Source organism: Legionella longbeachae (genome assembly GCF_004283175.1).
In the GTDB taxonomy this organism is placed as follows: Bacteria; Pseudomonadota; Gammaproteobacteria; order Legionellales; family Legionellaceae; genus Legionella; species Legionella longbeachae.
This window is the reverse complement of sequence record NZ_RXNW01000001.1, coordinates 370,403-389,736: the sequence shown is the minus strand read 5'-3', so window position 1 is coordinate 389,736 and position 19,334 is coordinate 370,403. Positions and strand designations below refer to the sequence as shown.

The following is a 19,334-nucleotide window of genomic DNA, read 5'->3' as shown; positions in this document are numbered from 1 at the left end:
GAATGGATACCTTTTTTCTATTCACAAAACATCTTGATGAGAACGGATGTTTTTGTCTGAAAATTAATGCAGATGGAACATTAATTGTTCCACCTGCAAAACGTGATTTTATTGAAATTAAAACCTTACAAAATGACTGTAAGACTTTAGTCATTGAAACTAGCGAACAAGCAAGCCTATTTAATCTTGAATTGTCGTGGCTTCCAGAACGCAAGGCCAGAGCCGCGATTCCTTATGCACTAGAAGACAAATTAGCACAACCGGTAGATGAGTTGCATTTTGCATTTGATAGAGCAAGATATCAAAATAACCAATATTTAATTACCGTTGTAAGTAAGCAAAGAATTCGCTACCTGATGCAATTGCTTCATGAGCATGACATAGAATTTGTAGGAATTACCCTGGATTGGTTTGCTTTAGAACCCAAAGAACTTTGCTTTAATGAGGCAACCCTACTTATAAATACTGATGAATTTAAAGGTGCTCTTAAAGAAGAGCTGGTTGACATCTATCTTAAAAATCATCCTGATCAACAGCCCCTGCTTTTTACAGATAGCCCCTCTGCTTACTCCAGCCTTCCTCAAAAACAGGAGGATTCATCTGTCTGGATTGCACAAAGACTCTTAAAAGCTAAATTAATGAATCTCTGTCAAGGTGAAATGCAGCATGGAGATAAAACAGATTTACTGAAGAAGAAATATCTACTTACCGCTGCACTCTTTTGCCTTTGGTTAATATCGCTTTTATCAGTGAATGCTATTCAATTACATTCATTAAATAAGCAAACTCAAAAAATTGATGATCAGATCGCCGTGATCTATCATGAATTTTTTCCTGATGCAAAACAGATTATCAGTCCTAAATTCCGTATTACACAATTGTTAAAAAATAACAATGCGGAAGATCAAAATCGTTTTTGGTTTTTGCTCAATCAATTTGCCAAAGTAATGAAAAATGATCGAATTACTTTAGAGCAATTACGATTTCAAAATAAAACTTTATCAGTGACTCTAATAAGTACGGACTTTGCCAGCCTGGAGGAGTTAGAGAATGAATTAAAAAAACTTCAATTAAAGGTAAAACAAACCCAAGCTTCTACCCATGAGCAACAAGTTGTTGCAACTTTGGAGTTATCATGAAATCTTATTTAAGTACTCTTAATGAAAGAGAAAAATGGATGCTCATTGGAACGGGACTTTGTCTTATTCTTTACATATACTATCTTTTTTTATATACCCCATTAAATAATCGTGTAAACCAAAAATCGACACAATTAGTTGATAAAATCAACACCTTACAGTGGATGAAAAAAATAAAGCAACAAGGTCGTACAACACAAACGAAACAAGTAGTGAGTAACAGTCAATTATTAACTGCATTAGCAACTCAACTTAAAAATGATCCTACCTTGAAATTTCCTTATCAGTTGCAACAAACAGGCTCCGGTGATATTCAACTCACTTTTGATGCGGTTGCATTTAACTTGTTTATTGCTTGGTTAGAAAAAATTAATCAAGGATATGCTATCACAGTAAAGCAGTTTGAGGCGGATCGCACAAAAACACCAGGCATAACTCGTTTAATGATCCTCATTAGTGCTACAGAAAAAACGACATAATTGTATTAAAAGTGCAATTTTTTTAAAAATTTTCAGGGTGTGGCGCATGCGCTAAAAGCGCAATTAAAGACACTGAGAAAATAACCCTTGCAATCAATAAAGATGTAGGGTTTGTTTCTTTATATGCAATAAAACCAGAAACGAGACATATAATTAAAAAAACATAAGTATGGTAGAGCATTTTTACCCCTTATTGAATACAATTCAATCCAACCATATTTATTGTTGTACGCTATTCCAATTAATCACCGAAGCTCCATTTTTAATTTCCGGTGGCAATGCATTAAGTGCCTTTTGAGCCTCTTCGGCACTTGTATAAGTACCATATACTCCTTTATAGTGAGTTTTACCATCACGGTCATATTTTACTTGAGCCATACGATCATTTTTTGGAGCTTTATAGAGGACTTGTGCTACTTGAGATGCCTTTTCTCCTTCAGCCAGTTCAATCGTATAACCTTGAGGATTCTGGCTATTGACCCAAGTTTGATCCCTATCCTTAAATGATACCGGGGAATGAAGTTCTCCTACATGATACGAATCAGGAACCACAACTTCTTGCTTTTGCCGATAACTATAATCATAATTAATCGTATTATAATTATTTAATGTATATGGTTGTGACGGATCATAAATATACGTCGGGTAATTAGGATATTCACTCCTATCCATCATAGAACAAGAAGACATACCAAAAGCACAAATCCCTATAAGCGTAAATTTAAATGTATCATTCATGATCACTCCCCTAATTTATAATTCTTCTTATGCGTTACATTGCTCAAACCTTGTATTCAACCGATGAATATTTACAAATATTATTTAATTACTATATCTACAAAGTTAGAAAAAACTTTAGGATTTTGTGTTGTTAAAGAACAAATAATGTCTTACAGTAATTGATTTTATTAGGGCAATAACTTATGTGGACACACAGGCGCTCAGGACAAACCAATCAAAGAGGCTCCCAAGATCATAGGGATCCCTACGAACGGGATCGTACACGAGTCATCCATTGTCCCGCGTTTAGAAGATTACAAAGAAAAACACAGATTTTAGGAACTGATGAAGGAGATTTCCATCGTACTCGTCTCACACACTCTTTAGAAGTAGATTCAATAGGCCGTAGTATTGTACATAATCTTTTAATAACTCGAGAAAAGCATTCAATGCTTTCTGGTTTATTACCTAATGATGATCTTATCTCCGTTATATGTTTACTTCATGATATTGGCCATCCACCATTTGGTCATGGAGGTGAAGTAGCACTGAATTATATGATGCGCAATTATGGTGGTTTTGAAGCAAATGGACAAACATTAAGGCTACTTACTAAAGTTGAAAATAGCTATGGGACTTATGGCCTTGATTTAACCCGGCGTACACTTCTTGGTATACTCAAATATCCAGTAAAACGGTCCTCTGTTGTTGCACCCCAACACCCCCCTGTCCATGAGTCCATTCATAAAACCATCAAAATTAACGACTGGTTGCCTCCTAAAGCTTATTTTGATTGCGAACAGCGGGAAATTGATTGGCTACTCTCTCCTTTTTCTAATAGCGATAAAGAGTTATTTCAATCTTTAACACAAATTCCCCAAGGGACAAAAATGGGTAAATCCGCTTATCATAGCTTTGATTGTTCCATCATGGATATCGCCGATGATATTGCTTATGGAGTTCATGATCTCGAAGATGCCATCCATTTAAGACTCATAAATCCTGCTCATCTAGATACTCAAGAATTCAGACTACTTTTAGCTAATACTTCATTAAACCATCGAAAAACTCATCTCATTGATTCTTTATTTTCATCAGATTTATATTCAAGAAAACAAACTATTGGCGAAATGGTCAACTACTTCATCACTTCTACGCAGATCATTATCACAAACGAAAATTTTGAAAATAGTCTACTTAAATACAATCTTGCATTAATTCCAGAAGCAGATGCACTGCTCCATTATTTAAAACAATGCATCTACACTAATGTTATCGACTCTCAAGAGGCACGCACTTTTGAGTATGGCGGGCAAACAGTAGTACTTAGATTATTTGATGCCATCAGCTCAAATCCAGGCAGTTTATTGGATAATAAAAATAGAATCTTGTTTAAAGAATCTGCAGATGAAACAGCTGCTTATAGAATTGTTTGTGATTATATCGCCAATATGACTGATGAATATGCATATAGAATGCATGAACGATTGTTTGGATTTAACACCAGGACAATTTTTGAAAGGTTGTAACTCTGCGCAAATATGAATTGATAAAAGTGTAGCATTGATCGAGATTTTATAGCTAACGGCATCCGATCTTAATGGTGGCGTCCCCAAGGGGGTTCGAACCCCTGTTCCCGCCGTGAAAGGGCGGTGTCCTAGGCCTCTAGACGATGGGGACCTGGAACTAAATATACTACTTAATACTACTTATCTATACAAAAAAATGGCGTCCCCAAGGGGGTTCGAACCCCTGTTCCCGCCGTGAAAGGGCGGTGTCCTAGGCCTCTAGACGATGGGGACCTGGAACATTTTTTTCCATCAACATCTAAGATGTTGATGGTGGAGCTAGGCGGGATCGAACCGCCGACCTCTTGCATGCCATGCAAGCGCTCTCCCAGCTGAGCTATAACCCCAAAATTAGGTTCGCAGTTTAATGAGCTACCTAAGCTCTGTCAAGTAAATTTTGCATTTTTCCAAAAGAAGATACTTTTAATCCCCAAAACTGTTACTTTATATGATTAAATTAAACTAATTGAATTGTTATAGTCCAAAATTATACGAGCCTATTCGTCATAAGTTTAGAAAAATAAGATAGCATTCATTCTATAATGCCCAACCCCGAATTAGTCCCTGTATTACTAAGCTTAATTATTTGTGGAGGCGCCTTATCTAGCCGTAAGTATTCATTTTAACTCCATCTTGGTCATTATACTATCATATTATATATGTGTGTATCAATTGGTGTAATCTATGAACGTTGAGATCGGCAATCAAATTGATGAATATAAATCTCAATACAAACAGGCAGAGTCTCTTGCAGAAAAACTTAATGTTATTGTTGATTTCAGGTTATACATAGCCAGCTTTAATGATGGGCTTTTCGGTCCGGAAGTTGATGAAAAGGATGAAAATGAAGTTGTCCAGGAGCTAGAAACCCTTAAAAAGGACTTAAATCAATACTGCATAGAGCAAGGAACCAACGTAACAAATATTAACGACATGTGTGACAAAAGACAGCAACGGACAAACAAAGATGCTCGCACCTAAAGAGCGCGATCCTCATCGTTCACTAATTCGAGAGGGGCGAATTGTAAGGTATGATAGAGAATTAACAACAACGCGTGCTGATACATCAGATAGGTTGTCTCATGGAAAAGAAGGATATTGCGCTTTTACGATTAACGCGGATGGAAATATATATCTTTTTAATCATAAAGATAAAACAGATAAAGTAGCTCACTCCACCATGACTGAAGGTGGATTGGTATTAGGCGCGGGTGAAATGAAAATTAAAAACGGTCAAATCGAGATCATTACTTGTTATAGTGATCATTATAGGCCAAGCGTTAAAAATATATATGAAACTTTAAAGCATTTAGCAGAAAAAAATGTCGATATTTCTCAAATCAAAGTTGCATTTTTAGATGAACCCAAAAAATTAGAAAATCTCACCAAACAAACCATTGAATTACCCGATAAAGTTGTAAGTAGTTCTGGTGAACCTTGTCATATTGGAGATGTTCTTTCAGACGTTTCTCAACAAGACCGGCAAACCCACTTGGGTTTACGTTATGCTTACAATGCCCAAGATATAGTCAATCATATGGATTTGCTTTCAAAGCAACAAACGATTAAAGATAACTAATCTGAAATTAAAACCCTGGAGGAGTCAAATAAAATTACAGAGCAAATAAAATTTTCAAATAATTAATGCGATGTTCCGGCCAATATTAATAAAGCTGTTTATAGCTCGCTTGAGCTACAAGAAACACTTAAAGAGCCCTCACCCTATCAAGGTTAATAAAACCTCCACTTTCGTTAACAAATGATTTAAAAAAGATTTTTATGAGTAATTAATCTACATGGCATTCGTTGTACATTCCTATTTTTTCATTATAATGAAATCAATTTTAATGAAAAAAGAACAGATATTTTTCTTTTTTGCCAGGTATTTGCTGAACAAAGATGAAGTATTTCTGAATATTTTCCCAAATTTTACAGGAGTTTTGTTGTGGATCACTCTTCAAAAAATAAATACCTTCAATCCCAACTGGAAAACTTGATTTCTTCATATGAAACTGAGGTTAATTATAACCCTGTAGAAATTGAACTTGATCCAGAACACGTCTCTTCTAAGGACTTTGATACTTTATTAGATTTTATTAGCGAACCACGCAAACGCCTTTTTATTTTTAAAATCCCTGGCAATGAAGAAATTTCAAATCAACTCGCCCTAAGCGCACGTCGAACGGTATTAAATAAAACAGCGGAGACAATTCTCCAAAACACCTTGAGTGGGCCTAAAATTTATCCTTTAAAAAAAGCATTGACTACAAACTTGCAATCTGTTCGCGCGCGTATCCAAATTCAAAAAGGCTTTATGTTACCTAAACCACCCAGCATTCAGAAGGATACTCGGCAAGAACACATAGAACATCTAATAACGGAAAATCCCATCCTAATTTCTGCTGAATTGCCCGAGTTTCCTATACTTACCCAGCAGCTTAAAGCCCTGGGTATCAAGCACTTCCAGGAATCCGCTCTATTAAAAATTAAAGAATTTTCGTATGCATTTAAAGATGGAGTTATTCCCAATAATCTTCCCAAAGGATTTTATTTTAATAAAGACAAACAAGCGCTTTGTTATACAGATACGCCAAGAAGGCTTCCCTCCCCATTAGCCCCTACACTTAAAAATCAAGCTCCACTGATTTTACCCCCTACAGAACTCATAACCTGTTTATTACCCGATGTATCTCAAAGCACCCTCGCTTTACTAATGAACACCTCTTACTCAACGGCACAAAAAAATGCGTTAATCAGTTTATTCCCCAAATATGAAGAGGAACTCAAAGCATTACTGCAAATTACTAAACCCACTACCCAATCTATTATTTCTCAAAAACAAATCCAAATTATAGTTCCATTTTTGTGCAAACAATTTATATTGGGTGGTGAAGCACATACTCTTTTATTAGTAAGGTTGCTTCATTCATGCTTAAATAAAAAAATTAGTCTCGAGTTTCTCGAGAATCCAGAAGTAGAAAACTCACTTTTGACCACCCGGGGCATTAAAAATCTTCAAAAATTAGTCCATCTTCCTGCGGAACAAAAAGAATGGTGGAATGGTTTAGCCAATGCCCATCTGAACTATGATAAATGTAGTTTTGACTTTAACACTTTTTTTGAGGCTTATACTCAAGTATTTCTCCCTAAAATCGTAGAAAAAAATTTAACCCTTCCTAAACCATGCCCGATTGAACATAAAGGACATCTTCTTATTACATTAAATCGAGTATTAGATGTTATAGAACATGCAGAAAACCCACAAGAACAGTGTCTTTCTTTAACTCAACTTAATTGGGGGCCAATGGGCGTACACTATGCGATGACCCAAAAATCTGCCCCTCAACACTTTAAGCAAGTAGCTTCTTGCATGAAACTAGACAGTCCTGAAGATACGATTAGTGATCCAGAACTCATTTACCAGCAAATCGAAAATGAACATTGTGAACTCACACCATGGTTATTTAGATATATGGGACAAAATTGGAAAAAAGAAATCAGACTGTCCGATATTCAAACCCAACTCCATGAGATTGAAAAACTCAACTCCTGGACACCATTGCAAAGAAAGCAATTAATTTTTATCTTAACCTGCACTTTTGCCAACAAAACAACTCATAACATCGAACAATGGAAAAAAAACATAACAAGCTGTATTCACTCATTACAACAATTACATCAAAATCCGCGAAACGATTTATTACAGGCATTTTCTCGCTGTTTTAAATTAAAACCCGTTCCTTCTTTAGCTCAAATCGATTTTTTATTAAAATTATGCATTGAAATTAAAGACGCATTTCCCAATAAAAATTTTAAAGATGATCTGATTGAACCAATTATCTCTTGTTTAGAGAATGAAGGATTTGAGCTATTTAACATTCTACAAGAACGCATTCAAAAAACTGCACCATCACCCGAGGACAGCCTGCATCCTATTTCTGTTATAAACTCTTTCACAACAATACTACAAGAGAATCGCCAGATTTTATCCGCTGATCTTATCAAACTATTAGCAAAACTTAATGAACCCGTTTTAACCCAGCCTAACATTAATAATTTTTTATTAGCACTACAAAATTTAGATACCCAAAAAGGTGAAGCCTTTAGAGAAATCGTTTCGAGTGTTTTAAGTCAAATAAATATCTCTAAATCACAATCACTGCCCAAAATTGAACAAATTCAAACACTCCTGGAAACACTGGCAAACTCGCCAAACTCTATTCCAATTGAAATTAAAACTGTTGAGAAACAAGAAGAGTGGATAAAAGAATACATTATTGAAAAAAATCTTTTGCCAGGTTGTGTGCTAGGCAATGGCGATATTTCCAAGCTTGATGACCTGATTGTCGATGCATTAGTTGATGCAATAAAAAAACGAAGCGCTGCATTTAAAATCGACTCCCTCAAAGCGGTATTACAAAAAAATCTACAAAGTTTTATTGTACCTCAACAATTAAGGGAGCAACTGAATCAAGAATTAATACCACTTTTTGATGCAGTAAATGATTTAGTTATTTTATTACAAAGCCCAACCCCCAAGTTTCCAGATGTTATTGAAAAATTACGTTTTTTTGAAGAAAAAAAACCTATATTACTCAATGGAATGTACGGAGTAGGTATTCTTGGAAAAACGAAAGGGGAATATATTTTAAGTTTCTTGCTTACCGGAAAAAGAAGTGCAAATGACAATACTACAGGCTCAGCATTTGCAACTATCTTAAGTCAATTGCACGGGTTGTTTATTTCTGAAATGAATGCATTTTTTGGTAATCCACAAAATAAACTTCTAGTTAAAGATTTAGATATAAATACCAGTCTTTCTTGGATGGCTGCATTTAATGATACACACTCCTTAACATTCTTTTTTAAAGAAGAACTTATTCAGAAGAAAGTATTACCCGCATTAAAGAAAACACTTCAACAACTCAATACCCAAGATCCCGAGTTTGAAAACAGTATTCTTAATGAAGCAACCTTGCTTGTAGAAAATGCACCCTCTGATCAATCCTTACAAGAATATAAAAACAAAATTGAATCCATTGCCAATTATCTCAATTTGCTTATTGATATTCATGAACGGTTACCTGAGCAATTCAATAAAATCTATAAGCAGTTAAATACAGGGGCTTTAAGCCGCTTAAATTATACTCAAAAACAAATTTTGATTACTAAGTTAATTCAAGAAGAGATCGAAAATCTAGATCTCTATTTAAAATTAACAACACAAGCTCTAGAAGAAAATCCTGATGCAGACAGTGCGGCCATTGAACGAGGAATTCATGGTTTAGTTGAGCTCTTCGAGTTAAATGATCTCGATCATGAAGCTCAAGTTATGTTCTTTAAAATGAGCATGGCTCATAATTTAAAAAGCACCAGCCCTTTCCCTTTAGCTGCATTAAATGAATTAAAAAAATCGAATCTTCCGGAGCACATTAAGTCTTTAATTATAAAAAAAATAATTCATATTTTGACAGAGCTTTCAGGAGCAACTGCTCCAGAGCTCGTACAGAGTCTAGTACAGCAAACTCAATTATTCCTAACTCATAAGCAAGGTCCAGCAGAACTTTGTATTGCTTTATTAGACCGATTTTCACCAGAAAATCGCGAGCAAGATCTCAATGCCTATCCCCTTATTCTCCAACAATTTACTCAAATCAACGCAGAAAATAGAGCAAAAATTGCAACAATTTTAACCGGTCTTGCCCAAAGCAAAAAAGACTATACAGTCAACTTATTCGCTCTACTGGAAGTCACTAAAGGTTTAGGACGACGCTCGTCAGAAGATATTGATCAAGTCTTAAAATTATTTGCAACCCCACCCTACCCTAATACTCAAAGCTTAAATTCTGCATTACTTGCCCATGACTCGGAGAAACTTCGCGCCTATTGTTTGAGCTTTGATACGAATCCCTTTGCCAAAACAGGAGAACAAAGAGATCTAAGCAAACAATTTGCAACTGATAGGGTAAAAGAAGCGTTAATAAGCTTGCACGATTTACTTCATGAAATAGATTTACCTCAATCAATGCAATTGAAACTTGCAAAGCAATTAACTTTTATCGAAACTTTAGGCTATACCGATCCATTAAATCCTAATGATTTTAAAACTCTAAAAAAATTAACTGTAAGTTCACGACAGGATTTAAAAGAGCGAGCAAAAACATTACTTACACAGCTACGTTCAAAATCAATTGATCCTGAGCAAGTCGAAATCACCTATTTAGAACTTTTAGCCTATCTTAGAGAAATTTATTTTCGCACCACAGGATTGTTCCCAAACACAACACAAATGCTTATTCTTTTACTTGCTCTAAATGATCCATCCTCCAATTTATTAATGCGTATTAAAACTGGGGAAGGAAAAAGCATCAATACCCCCATGCTCTCAGTCCTACAATGGATCCAAGGTGGAACCGTTGATCAGTGCACAGCTAACCCACAACTGTTAATTCGTGATTTCGAAAATAATTGCGAACCATTTTTCAAATTTTTAGAAATTGACACAGCACTTATTCAACGTGACAGCCCCCCTGAAATTTATAAACATAATGGAATCAACTGTTCTACAGTTGAAGATATGGCTTTTTTCCGCTTGTCTACAAAAGAATCTAAAAAGGAAAAATTTCTTGAAACAAATGGGCCGATCCACGTTGTTCTCGATGAATGTGATGATGCCCTTTTAGACCAAGTAACCCTATATAAATTAGTTGCAGAAAATGAAAACTTAGATAACAATCCTGCGGAATGGATTTATCCTCTTGCCTATCAATTTATCAATCTAGCTACATTTCGCAATACCGATCCAGCACAAGGCAAGGTTTGGGATGAAGAAGAAGATTTGGAACAGTTTCGTTTATTTTTAAATAAGGAAATCAATGAACAATTTAGGGGTAGTGTCGAAAAGCAAAATTATTTGATGGCCTCAAGCAATACTCACCTAAAACAATGGATTCATGCAAGTTGTATTGCAGCAACCCTTGTAGAAAACAAACATTATATTATTCAACCCCTTAAAGAAAAAGATGATTCAGGACACGAAGCAACAAAAAAAATTATTTGTGTACCCCTAGTACGTAGTACTCCTAAAGCAGGCTCTATTTTCACAGAAGCAGTACAGCAAGCATTACAAGCTCGTTTGAAAGCTGAAAGAAAAGAGCAGGCTCAATATTTTGTTATTGATCCAGTTCCTTCAGTACTAGCCAACCAATCTGCCCGAGGTTTAATCAAATTTTACCAAAATACGAATGGGCGCCTACTTGGTATTTCTGCAACACCAGGGGATAAACGTGAATTAGAAAGCCTGGCTACCGCAATCGGTACACAAGCAATTAGTGTTGCCCCCTACGCTGGTGATAGACGTATCAATCATAAACCTGTTTTTACTTTAAATCGTGAAGAAACCATTCAAGCGATGCATAAAACTCTGGACAAAATTAAATGTCCTATTACTAAACCAACAATGGAAATCAATCCTGATACTGAAATTCAAACTTATGCGGAGCGTGAAGCATTAATTACGCAAACTAAAAGCGCTATTGAAAATTGGAGCCTCACTCAAACACAACCTATTCTTGTTATTAGTGAGGACTTTGATGAGGCGCAAGCACTTGGTACCAGTTTAAAAGCCTATAAAGATCAAGGCTTTAAAATTCAAATTATCACCGGAAAAGAAAATACTAGTGAACTGGATCGCATCATTAAACAAGCAGGACAAGTCAATACCATTACAGTGGGTACTGCGATGCTTGCAAAAGGGATCGATATAAATACAGGAGATCATCCTAAAGGCTTATTTGTCATTCAAACCTATCCCGATACCGAAAGAATGACCACTCAAATTGCTGGACGTGCCGCACGAAATGGTAAGCCAGGCGAATGGCTGCCTATATACCAAGTTAAACCACCAAAAGATTTATTAACCCAATTTTTTTATTATGTTTTTCCCTGGAGACGCCAACGCATTAATGAACGTGCTGTTGAACTACTAAGAAATAAAATCAAATCACAAGCGACTATCGATGGTCTATACACGCAGGCAATTGATGAAGCACAACATATATTGATGCAACAAATTGAAGCCTGGGAAGGATTATTATTTGAACTTTACCCAGACGACCCTAGGATACAATTTGAATTTTATCAGTGGCGTGAAGCACTTTTAGGGGAGCTAACCCGTTCTCAGGAAACGAGTACCTCCGAGAGTACTCTCGCTACAAGCATTAACCAATTTAAAAACATTGCATGTAAACTTTGGGAAACTGCTCGCGAAGAAAAATGGGCGGCTAAAGCAGAAAAAGCAACACATATGACTAACGAACAAAGTCTAAGACTAAAATATTTAAAACAATTAGACTTCGCTCAAGAATTGAATTTACAAACTCAATTACTGCAAAAATCCAAACCATTTACAGAAGCAAGCAAGGCATTAATACAACAAAATCTGGAAACAATTATTGCTGATAAAGCTGGAGCCGTGCTTGATTACACGAAACCGATTGGCCAAGTGAAAACAGACTTGGTGCTTGCTCAAAGCAAACAGATCCTACCCAGACTGATTGGAGAGTTCTGCGCTGTTTGTCCCGAAGCAATAGAAAAATTTTTCCCAACTTACTCACAAAACGCCTCATTTATACCTGAAATAATCACCAATATGATTAATAAAGTAATTGAGAAAAAAAACAAATTTTTATACAACGAGGAAAAGGAAGAACTGACTGAAAGCATTATCCAGTTCTATCAAAAGAAATTGATGAAAGCGGATCGCAATAAAGTACAAGATTTGCTGCTTCAAATGAAGTCATTAATGCTCCATCACTGCAAAGCAACCTGTCAGTTTCCATTAGTTGAACAATTTAAAATTCAAGGATTGGTCCTTAATTTTTGCACTTTATATCAAAATTCAGGTTTACCTACAGATATGCATTTAAAAAATCTCCAAATAAATTATAACGAAGAAATAATGAAACAACTGGCTCAACGTCTTTGTGCGGAATTCAACTGGGTAAAAGAACAGCCCGAACCGTTTCATGCCTTATTTGAACGTACTGTAGCCAAGGAAGCTGCCTCGACTCTTTATGAGCTAGCCGAGAATGTAAGAGCCTCATGCCAGGACAAAGATAAAATTCAGGCTCTCTATATTGAGCTTAAGAAACAGCACGCAACTCTAAAAAATAAGTACCTCTTTTCAGTAGGCCACTCGTCCCCTCGCAATGTGATTAATGATGCCTTGAATGCAATAGACTCATTAACTCATCCACTACATTGTGATCTTGAATTCCGCAAAAACTGTCATGATAAAGTGATTTCTGAACACCACATCAGCACATTTCGTCATTATTTGGCAAGTACATCACCATACTTCTTCGAAACTTATGATCCCATTTGGAATCATCTAAAAGAAACATTACTTAAAATAAGTTATCAAAGTCAGAATAATCCATGCCATATAGTACAAGAACTCTATGAAGCCACAGAACGGTTTAGTACTTATGAAGCATACAAGCCTTATTCAAATCAACTTAAAGCATTGAAAAAGAATCTTCTTGTTTCAATTAATGAATTAAATAAAACTGATGGATTACACCAAGACTCTCTGACCAATTTATTTGTCCAAAAAAAGACTCAATTTGCGCATTTATTGCATGTCAATCCTGAGCAAATTCGCATTCAAAATGGTACTGATGGAATTCAGTCCTATATAGAAATACAAGTGGCAGATGCACCATTAAAAGGAGGGTTTACCGGATATCAATCAGCCTTCTTATCCCGAATAGAAAATGAACGCAATGAACTCAAAAAACTACAGATAATACTTGAAGAAAATAAAGAAGAGCTTCTTAACTTATCTGATAAACGTGCAATTGAAGTTCTTCCTATGCGAAAACGTGCAGAATTTGAGAAGTTACTTAGATTAAAAGCACTTGAAGCTGAAGATTGGAATAGCAGCAATATTGATCGATCAGAACTTCCAGAATTCATTCAAAAAAGACTCACCCAGACTGATGAAATGAGCCAATGGGATTGGACCAAAAACCCAGTCGATCTTGGTCAACTAAAATTGATGCTAAATACCAACCTGGATGAATTTTTTATTGCTTTGATTAATGAGCAATCAAGAATTAGCAAGAATATTGAAGATATTCGCAGTAAAATACACAATATTGAGGAGTTAATCCACAAACAAGAAAACGAAATATTTGAAACAGGAAGTAGAATTAAAGCAGCGCAAGAACGTAGACAACAGCCTGATTGCGGCTATATAGAAAGTGCCTCATTAATGAGTCAAGTTGTTTATCATCAAGGAAAAATTATTTACTTTAATCAATTAATCGCAAAATATGACCAGCTCATACAAGCCACTCAAAATGAAGAAATTGAGTGTATCGAGGAATTACGAAAACATAATCAATTGCTTGATGAGAAAAGAAGGGGGTTTATAAAAATTCACTTACAGCAAACAAAACATGAACTGATGTCCTCAATTCAAGAGGAATGTAAACAACAAATTGCAAAGATACAACAAGAGTTACAAACTACAGAGCCCACTATCAGAGCATTAGAAAATACGGAACACCAAAAATCGCTTTATCAAACACAACGCTTTTTCAAAATCAGTGAGCTCTTAAAATATGAAGCACGTTTAACCCATGAAGAAGAACTCATTCCTAAAAATATACCACTACAAAACATGCTTGCTAACAAAACTAATCGAATATACGAAGAAAATCATCAAGTATCTTCTTTAAGTTATTCAGTATAATTTGGCTAGGTCATGATGATATGATTGCAAATACCCTATGATATTTGCAGTATCATTTCTCGTGGCATAAACTGATCATAAGAAAAGGATGATGTGATACTTCTCTGTTAATGAGTTAATTTTATTTGATAGAAATCAAGGAAAATTTAAGAGGAGCGACCTTTTCAAGATAAAATACAAGGGGGTTCTTTTATGAAGATACTAATAACTTTGCTTCTATATACTCTAATGAGCACAAGCCTATTTGCAGACAAACTCATTATTGGGACATCAACATTCAACCCCCCCATGGAAATGCGCGCAACTAAAAATAATGTATTTACAGGATTTGAAATTGATCTCCTCAATGAAATTTGTCATCGAATTAAAGCTACGTGTGTCTATGAGCCTATGACCTTTGAAGAAATTATGAAAGCAGTAGCAACAGGAAAAATTGATTTAGGTATAGATGGTTTTTTTATTACTCAAGAACGACTTGCATATTATTCATTTAGCCTCCCTTATTTACAAACTCAAGCCCAATTATTAACAACTATTGATTCTAATATAGATATCACTAACATCAATACAGGAAAACGCATCGGTATTGAAGCTGGAACAGTGTTCAAATCCATTCTTGAGCAAAAGTATGATAACATAAAAGTGATCAGCTATAATAATCAGCAAAATATGTTAAGAGATTTAGCCGATCATGATATTGATTTAATTATGTTTGATTTTATTGGTGCATCCTATTGGGTACACACTAACCCAGACAATTTTAAGCTGGTTGGCAAACCGATACCATTCGGTATGGGTTATGGCATTATAGCTAACCCCAATCAAGAGGCTCTTCTCGCTAGAATCAATAGTGCATTGGATGCTATGGCAAAAGATGGTACTTACTCAAGCATTTACTCGCGTTATTTCTAATAGTCAACGGGGTCTGTTGACAAAAACTTAATTGCCATGATAGAAATAATGCTGTCTCATAAATCAGTTAGAATAATGTTGAAATTTTATACTTTTATTAGCTTAATTTTAATTACAAGTATAGGTTTTGCTAAACCTTGCTCCCATTATAGAAGCTGTTTAATATTAAAAAACCAACATTCTCAATTTGCTATGATTACATGTAATGGTCTTGGCGCAGTAACATCAGGGGGAAATACTGAAGGATCAACACAATTGGATTTAGGCTATGGTGATGGACTTGGAGCTCCTGAACCACGAGTTCTTTATTGCTCGATTAAAACTGCACAAATCCAACATGATTTTAATTTTTACAATCCCTACTGGGGCTCACGCATTCAATTCAATCTAATTTCAGATAAACAACTAGATGTACGTGTTATTGATGGATGGGGCTCCAGAGACACTAAATATAATTTTAAATGGTGAAATTTATTTGGTTATTAGTGGATCTTGGCGGTAAAATTGAACCATCAACTGAAAAACCTCGGCATAATAAAGCCTGATAATTTCAGGTCTTTCGAAAAACAACTCGCTTAAAACTGCAAAAAACTCAGCAGGAGATGTAGAAGCATAATGGTTAATAGGGATAGGATCATTTTGTTGTATGCGATTGATAAAATCATTATAAGCATCATTAAATCCAGTAGCCCACTGCAAAGCGGACATACCTTTATGGAGCGGAGGGAATCCATTTGCCCTGCCGTTTTGCATATCTAATTTGTGTGCGAACTCATGGATTACTACATTGCGCCCATCAGCCCCGCCATGCTGCAGTACATCATTCCATGATAGTACGACTGGACCACGCTGCCATGATTCACCACTTAAATGAGCATTTCCTAGATGCTCGATACCGAACTCATCAATCACCCTATTTTGCCGGGAATAAGCCTCGGGATATATTATTACGGAAACCCAATCATCATACCAATCTAACCCAAGATTTAAAATCAAAAGACAAGCCTGTAATGCGATACTTACCTGCATTGCTGTAGTGACCTGAAAATTATTGCCCCCTTCTAATGATTTGTAGTGAAGAAATAAAATTGCCAACTGCTTAAGCTTTATTTTTTCCTTTTTGTTCAGGCGTTGAAGTAGCGATAAATGCTGAAATGCATCATTCCACTCCGCTTCAGCGATATGAGAGCATTGAATAATTTTTTTTTGCCGCCATGCTTTTAACCATTGAAACATGACTAGGTTCCTTTATTTTACAAAATCCGATTTCTTAATTGGATTAAATAATCCACCGCATTAAATGCTGATGTATAAGCTGAAAAACAAGGATTGGAACTCTTTACTTTGTCAGATAAATCATCCAAATCGAAACCTGAAATAATTCCGTTGCCTACAACAACATCATTTAATGCAAATTGGGTAAAACAAGTATTAATATGAGACATAATATAATTATAGTGATCTCTATTTGAATTCAAAACCAGCCCTAAAGCAATATAGCCATCGAATGGATTTTTTTTCTGAAACGTATTAATAACGAAAGGAATCTCATAAGTTCCAGCTTGTAAAGACTCAATTTGATACTCATAATTAGAATCTTTAACGAGCTCAATGCAGTTGGAAAGTTGCAGAGCCGCTAATTCTTTATGGATGCAAGATGAAATGATTAAAATTTTTGCCATTGATTATGATTTATTCTTTGTAAGTTGCGTGAGATACAAAACTGCTTGGAACGCTTCTCTCACTCTCTCACCATTTTCAACACGCTCACGCAATAACTCGATGCTAGGAGCAGAAATAATACCATTACCAATCATTAAACCCTTCATAGCAAATTCAATAAAGCATTCTTTAACATGCTCCCAAATGAACTCATAATGATCCGTTTTGCCTTTGAGTAATAAGCTTAAGGGAATGTAACCATCAAATGGATTATGAGTATGAAAATATTGGATAACCGCTGGAATTTCATAAGTTCCGGCATTTACTGTTTCAATTTGATACTCATATTCAGATGATTTTAACAACTCTAAACAACTCGCTAATTGTTTTTCAGCGAGCTCTTCGTAATAATTTGACCAAACAACAAGAATTTTAGCTTTAGACATAACTTTAAATAAAATTCGTGAGATTATAAAGGAAACAGAATAGTACTCGAAAATACATCCTGATTCAATTTAAGGGCGTGTTGACATGCCGTAGTAGTTTAAACAAAAAATATATTGTCATCTGATTCGCAAAATCCACACATCGAAAATTCAATACACAAAAATGCACGTGTTAAATCCTCAAGAGCGCAGATTGAGCTTCATCGAGCTTTTTAATTTTTCTGATAGAATCCGTATCACAATGGAAAAACAAATGCTCTCCATGGGTCCACGCATAGTTAATCCCTAGAGCAACAGCATAAAAAACCCCCAACCCAAGAATAGCTGCAGTAACATTAAGTAGTACATCACCCCAACCACGATGATTTTTGAGTTCAATCGATGCTTTTTTTATGGCATTTTTGCAATTAGTACGAAATAATTCATAACTTCTTACATTTTTGTTGTTGAAGTAAGTCCTTGCTTCATTCTTTAGAGTATCATAGAGCTCTCCAGCCGCCTCTGCAGCTTTCTGATACATTTTGGGATTGGTTTTAGCTTTTTCACTCAATGCAAGTGCCTTTAGCTGAACCACAGCCAACTCATCATAAAATTTCGCTACTGTATCCTGGCTTGCATGGATATACGCAATGAAGCAAGCTTCTTTTTCATTTCTATCAATTATATCTTTTTCAACTAAAATAGTTAAAAACACCTCGAAATCCTGGGCACTAATATTTCTAGTAAACTTCATATGAAAATGCGTAATTTCTTTGTCTAATGCATCATCATGATAATATTCATGATCCGGATTATCACGATGAACTGGCTTCACCGGCGATAACCTTTTGACAAAAGGATCTTGCGGATCAAATGGATTATATATCTGTAAGGGCCAAATAGGTTTTAGTACAGATTGAGTGGAGTCATAATAATGTGATCGCATTATTTGCTGATACAACGAATACCAAGGTACTGTTTTGGGAACATATAGAGTCACTGTATTATGAGCTACACTAATGTGGACATTTTTACATAAACGGGTAAACGCCGGCACAATCCCCCCAAGCACCAAAAATTATTGTATTATTTAATTCTCAATGGATATATTTTGATTTTACTGAGCCTTAAAAAATCGCATTTTTATTTTCAGTCGTTATATTATCATCCATATAATCCATGAGCTGTGAACCTACAGTAGAAAGAGTATGCGTAACCAAAGAAGCTAACGAACAAGGAATGGTAATAATTGCTAATAAAAAACTTGCTGCAGTTAAAACAAGCGCATAACCTGTAATATATAATGAAAGCGCAGCAACATCCAGGGCATTATCATTGACTTCTGAGGCACCAAAAGCAGCAGCACCAACTGCAAAAAGCAAACTACCTACACAAATAGAAGGTGCAATGGCAGTAACAAGAGACCCCATCGTTCCTAAAAAGGCTAATCCCAGTGGATAAACAACAGGTGCAATTACTCCATCAGCAAATTCTTTGGCATTTTGGTATGGCTTAAAAAAGCCCGGTCTTTTGTTGTACGTTACAATACATCGTCTTAACTCACCAGAAAAACAAAAATCATCAGGCAGATCATTACTACTATCCAGTACATAAGATAAATCATCTAAGACTGCTAATCCCAGCATAAATCCCCCATAATGAGTAAATAT

At 35.5% G+C, this 19,334-nt stretch carries 14 protein-coding genes and 3 tRNA genes; 8 read left to right on the top strand and 9 right to left on the bottom strand.

All coding sequences use genetic code 11. The features are described 5' to 3' along the window. The first annotated feature begins 2 nt into the window (after positions 1-2). Both gspL and lspM read left to right on the top strand, forming a co-directional pair. On the top strand, positions 3-1,139 hold the full coding sequence (gene gspL / locus EKG34_RS01555) for a type II secretion system protein GspL (protein ID WP_003631997.1): 1,137 nt from the start codon (positions 3-5) through the stop codon (positions 1,137-1,139). Further along, positions 1,136-1,618, top strand: coding sequence for a GspM family type II secretion system protein LspM (gene lspM / locus EKG34_RS01550; RefSeq protein ID WP_003631998.1), 483 nt, complete (start codon positions 1,136-1,138; stop codon positions 1,616-1,618). The genes gspL and lspM overlap by 4 nt, the downstream gene beginning before the upstream one ends. A 219-nt stretch (positions 1,619-1,837) precedes the next feature. Here lspM and EKG34_RS01545 read toward each other — a convergent pair whose 3' ends face one another. Next, positions 1,838-2,356 carry an SPOR domain-containing protein gene (locus EKG34_RS01545; protein ID WP_003632000.1) on the bottom strand — a complete coding sequence of 173 codons (519 nt, stop codon included), beginning with the start codon at positions 2,354-2,356 and terminating at the stop codon, positions 1,838-1,840. Positions 2,357-2,541: 185 nt separating this feature from the next. Between EKG34_RS01545 and EKG34_RS01540 the strand changes: the two genes are divergently transcribed. Then, positions 2,542-3,867: an anti-phage deoxyguanosine triphosphatase gene (locus EKG34_RS01540; RefSeq protein ID WP_003632002.1), complete on the top strand. Its 1,326-nt coding sequence runs from the start codon at positions 2,542-2,544 to the stop codon at positions 3,865-3,867. A 75-nt stretch (positions 3,868-3,942) separates the two neighbouring features. Here EKG34_RS01540 and EKG34_RS01535 read toward each other — a convergent pair. The 3 genes from EKG34_RS01535 to EKG34_RS01525 form a co-directional block, all read right to left on the bottom strand. Beyond that, positions 3,943-4,018: transfer RNA gene (locus tag EKG34_RS01535), tRNA-Glu, on the bottom strand. A 46-nt stretch (positions 4,019-4,064) separates the two neighbouring features. Continuing rightward, positions 4,065-4,140, bottom strand: a tRNA-Glu gene (locus EKG34_RS01530). Positions 4,141-4,177: 37 nt separating this feature from the next. Next, positions 4,178-4,253: transfer RNA gene (locus EKG34_RS01525), tRNA-Ala, on the bottom strand. A gap of 337 nt (positions 4,254-4,590) precedes the next feature. Between EKG34_RS01525 and EKG34_RS01520 the strand changes: the two genes are divergently transcribed. The 5 genes from EKG34_RS01520 (at position 4,591) to EKG34_RS01500 (ending at position 16,045) form a co-directional block, all read left to right on the top strand. Then, a complete protein-coding gene (locus EKG34_RS01520; RefSeq protein ID WP_003632004.1) occupies positions 4,591-4,887 on the top strand; it encodes a hypothetical protein in 297 nt (98 codons plus the stop codon). Continuing rightward, entirely contained in the window at positions 4,874-5,485 is a 612-nt protein-coding gene (locus EKG34_RS01515; protein ID WP_003632006.1) for a hypothetical protein, read from the top strand. The genes EKG34_RS01520 and EKG34_RS01515 overlap by 14 nt, the downstream gene beginning before the upstream one ends. A 366-nt stretch (positions 5,486-5,851) precedes the next feature. Then, positions 5,852-14,665 carry a preprotein translocase subunit SecA gene (locus EKG34_RS01510; protein WP_012979021.1) on the top strand — a complete coding sequence of 2,938 codons (8,814 nt, stop codon included), beginning with the start codon at positions 5,852-5,854 and terminating at the stop codon, positions 14,663-14,665. A 192-nt stretch (positions 14,666-14,857) separates the two neighbouring features. Then, positions 14,858-15,577 (top strand): transporter substrate-binding domain-containing protein, encoded by a 720-nt coding sequence (locus EKG34_RS01505; protein WP_003632012.1) that lies wholly within the window; start codon positions 14,858-14,860, stop codon positions 15,575-15,577. Positions 15,578-15,625: 48 nt separating this feature from the next. Next, positions 15,626-16,045, top strand: coding sequence for a hypothetical protein (locus EKG34_RS01500; RefSeq protein ID WP_240920654.1), 420 nt, complete (start codon positions 15,626-15,628; stop codon positions 16,043-16,045). Between the two features lie 3 nt (positions 16,046-16,048). Here the strand turns inward: EKG34_RS01500 and EKG34_RS01495 are convergent, their stop codons facing one another. The 5 genes from EKG34_RS01495 to EKG34_RS01475 form a co-directional block, all read right to left on the bottom strand. Continuing rightward, on the bottom strand, positions 16,049-16,813 hold the full coding sequence (locus tag EKG34_RS01495) for a M90 family metallopeptidase (RefSeq protein ID WP_012979019.1): 765 nt from the start codon (positions 16,811-16,813) through the stop codon (positions 16,049-16,051). Between the two features lie 17 nt (positions 16,814-16,830). Continuing rightward, complete coding sequence (locus tag EKG34_RS01490) at positions 16,831-17,259, bottom strand: 6,7-dimethyl-8-ribityllumazine synthase (RefSeq protein ID WP_003632017.1); 429 nt, start codon at positions 17,257-17,259, stop codon at positions 16,831-16,833. A gap of 3 nt (positions 17,260-17,262) precedes the next feature. Continuing rightward, positions 17,263-17,685 carry a 6,7-dimethyl-8-ribityllumazine synthase gene (locus tag EKG34_RS01485; protein WP_003632018.1) on the bottom strand — a complete coding sequence of 141 codons (423 nt, stop codon included), beginning with the start codon at positions 17,683-17,685 and terminating at the stop codon, positions 17,263-17,265. Positions 17,686-17,857: 172 nt separating this feature from the next. After that, the gene (locus EKG34_RS01480) at positions 17,858-18,721 is read right to left on the bottom strand and encodes a hypothetical protein (protein WP_105166035.1); all 864 of its coding nucleotides are present in this window, start codon (positions 18,719-18,721) and stop codon (positions 17,858-17,860) included. A 70-nt stretch (positions 18,722-18,791) separates the two neighbouring features. After that, positions 18,792-19,310, bottom strand: coding sequence for a hypothetical protein (locus tag EKG34_RS01475; protein WP_003632020.1), 519 nt, complete (start codon positions 19,308-19,310; stop codon positions 18,792-18,794). Positions 19,311-19,334 lie beyond the last annotated feature (24 nt).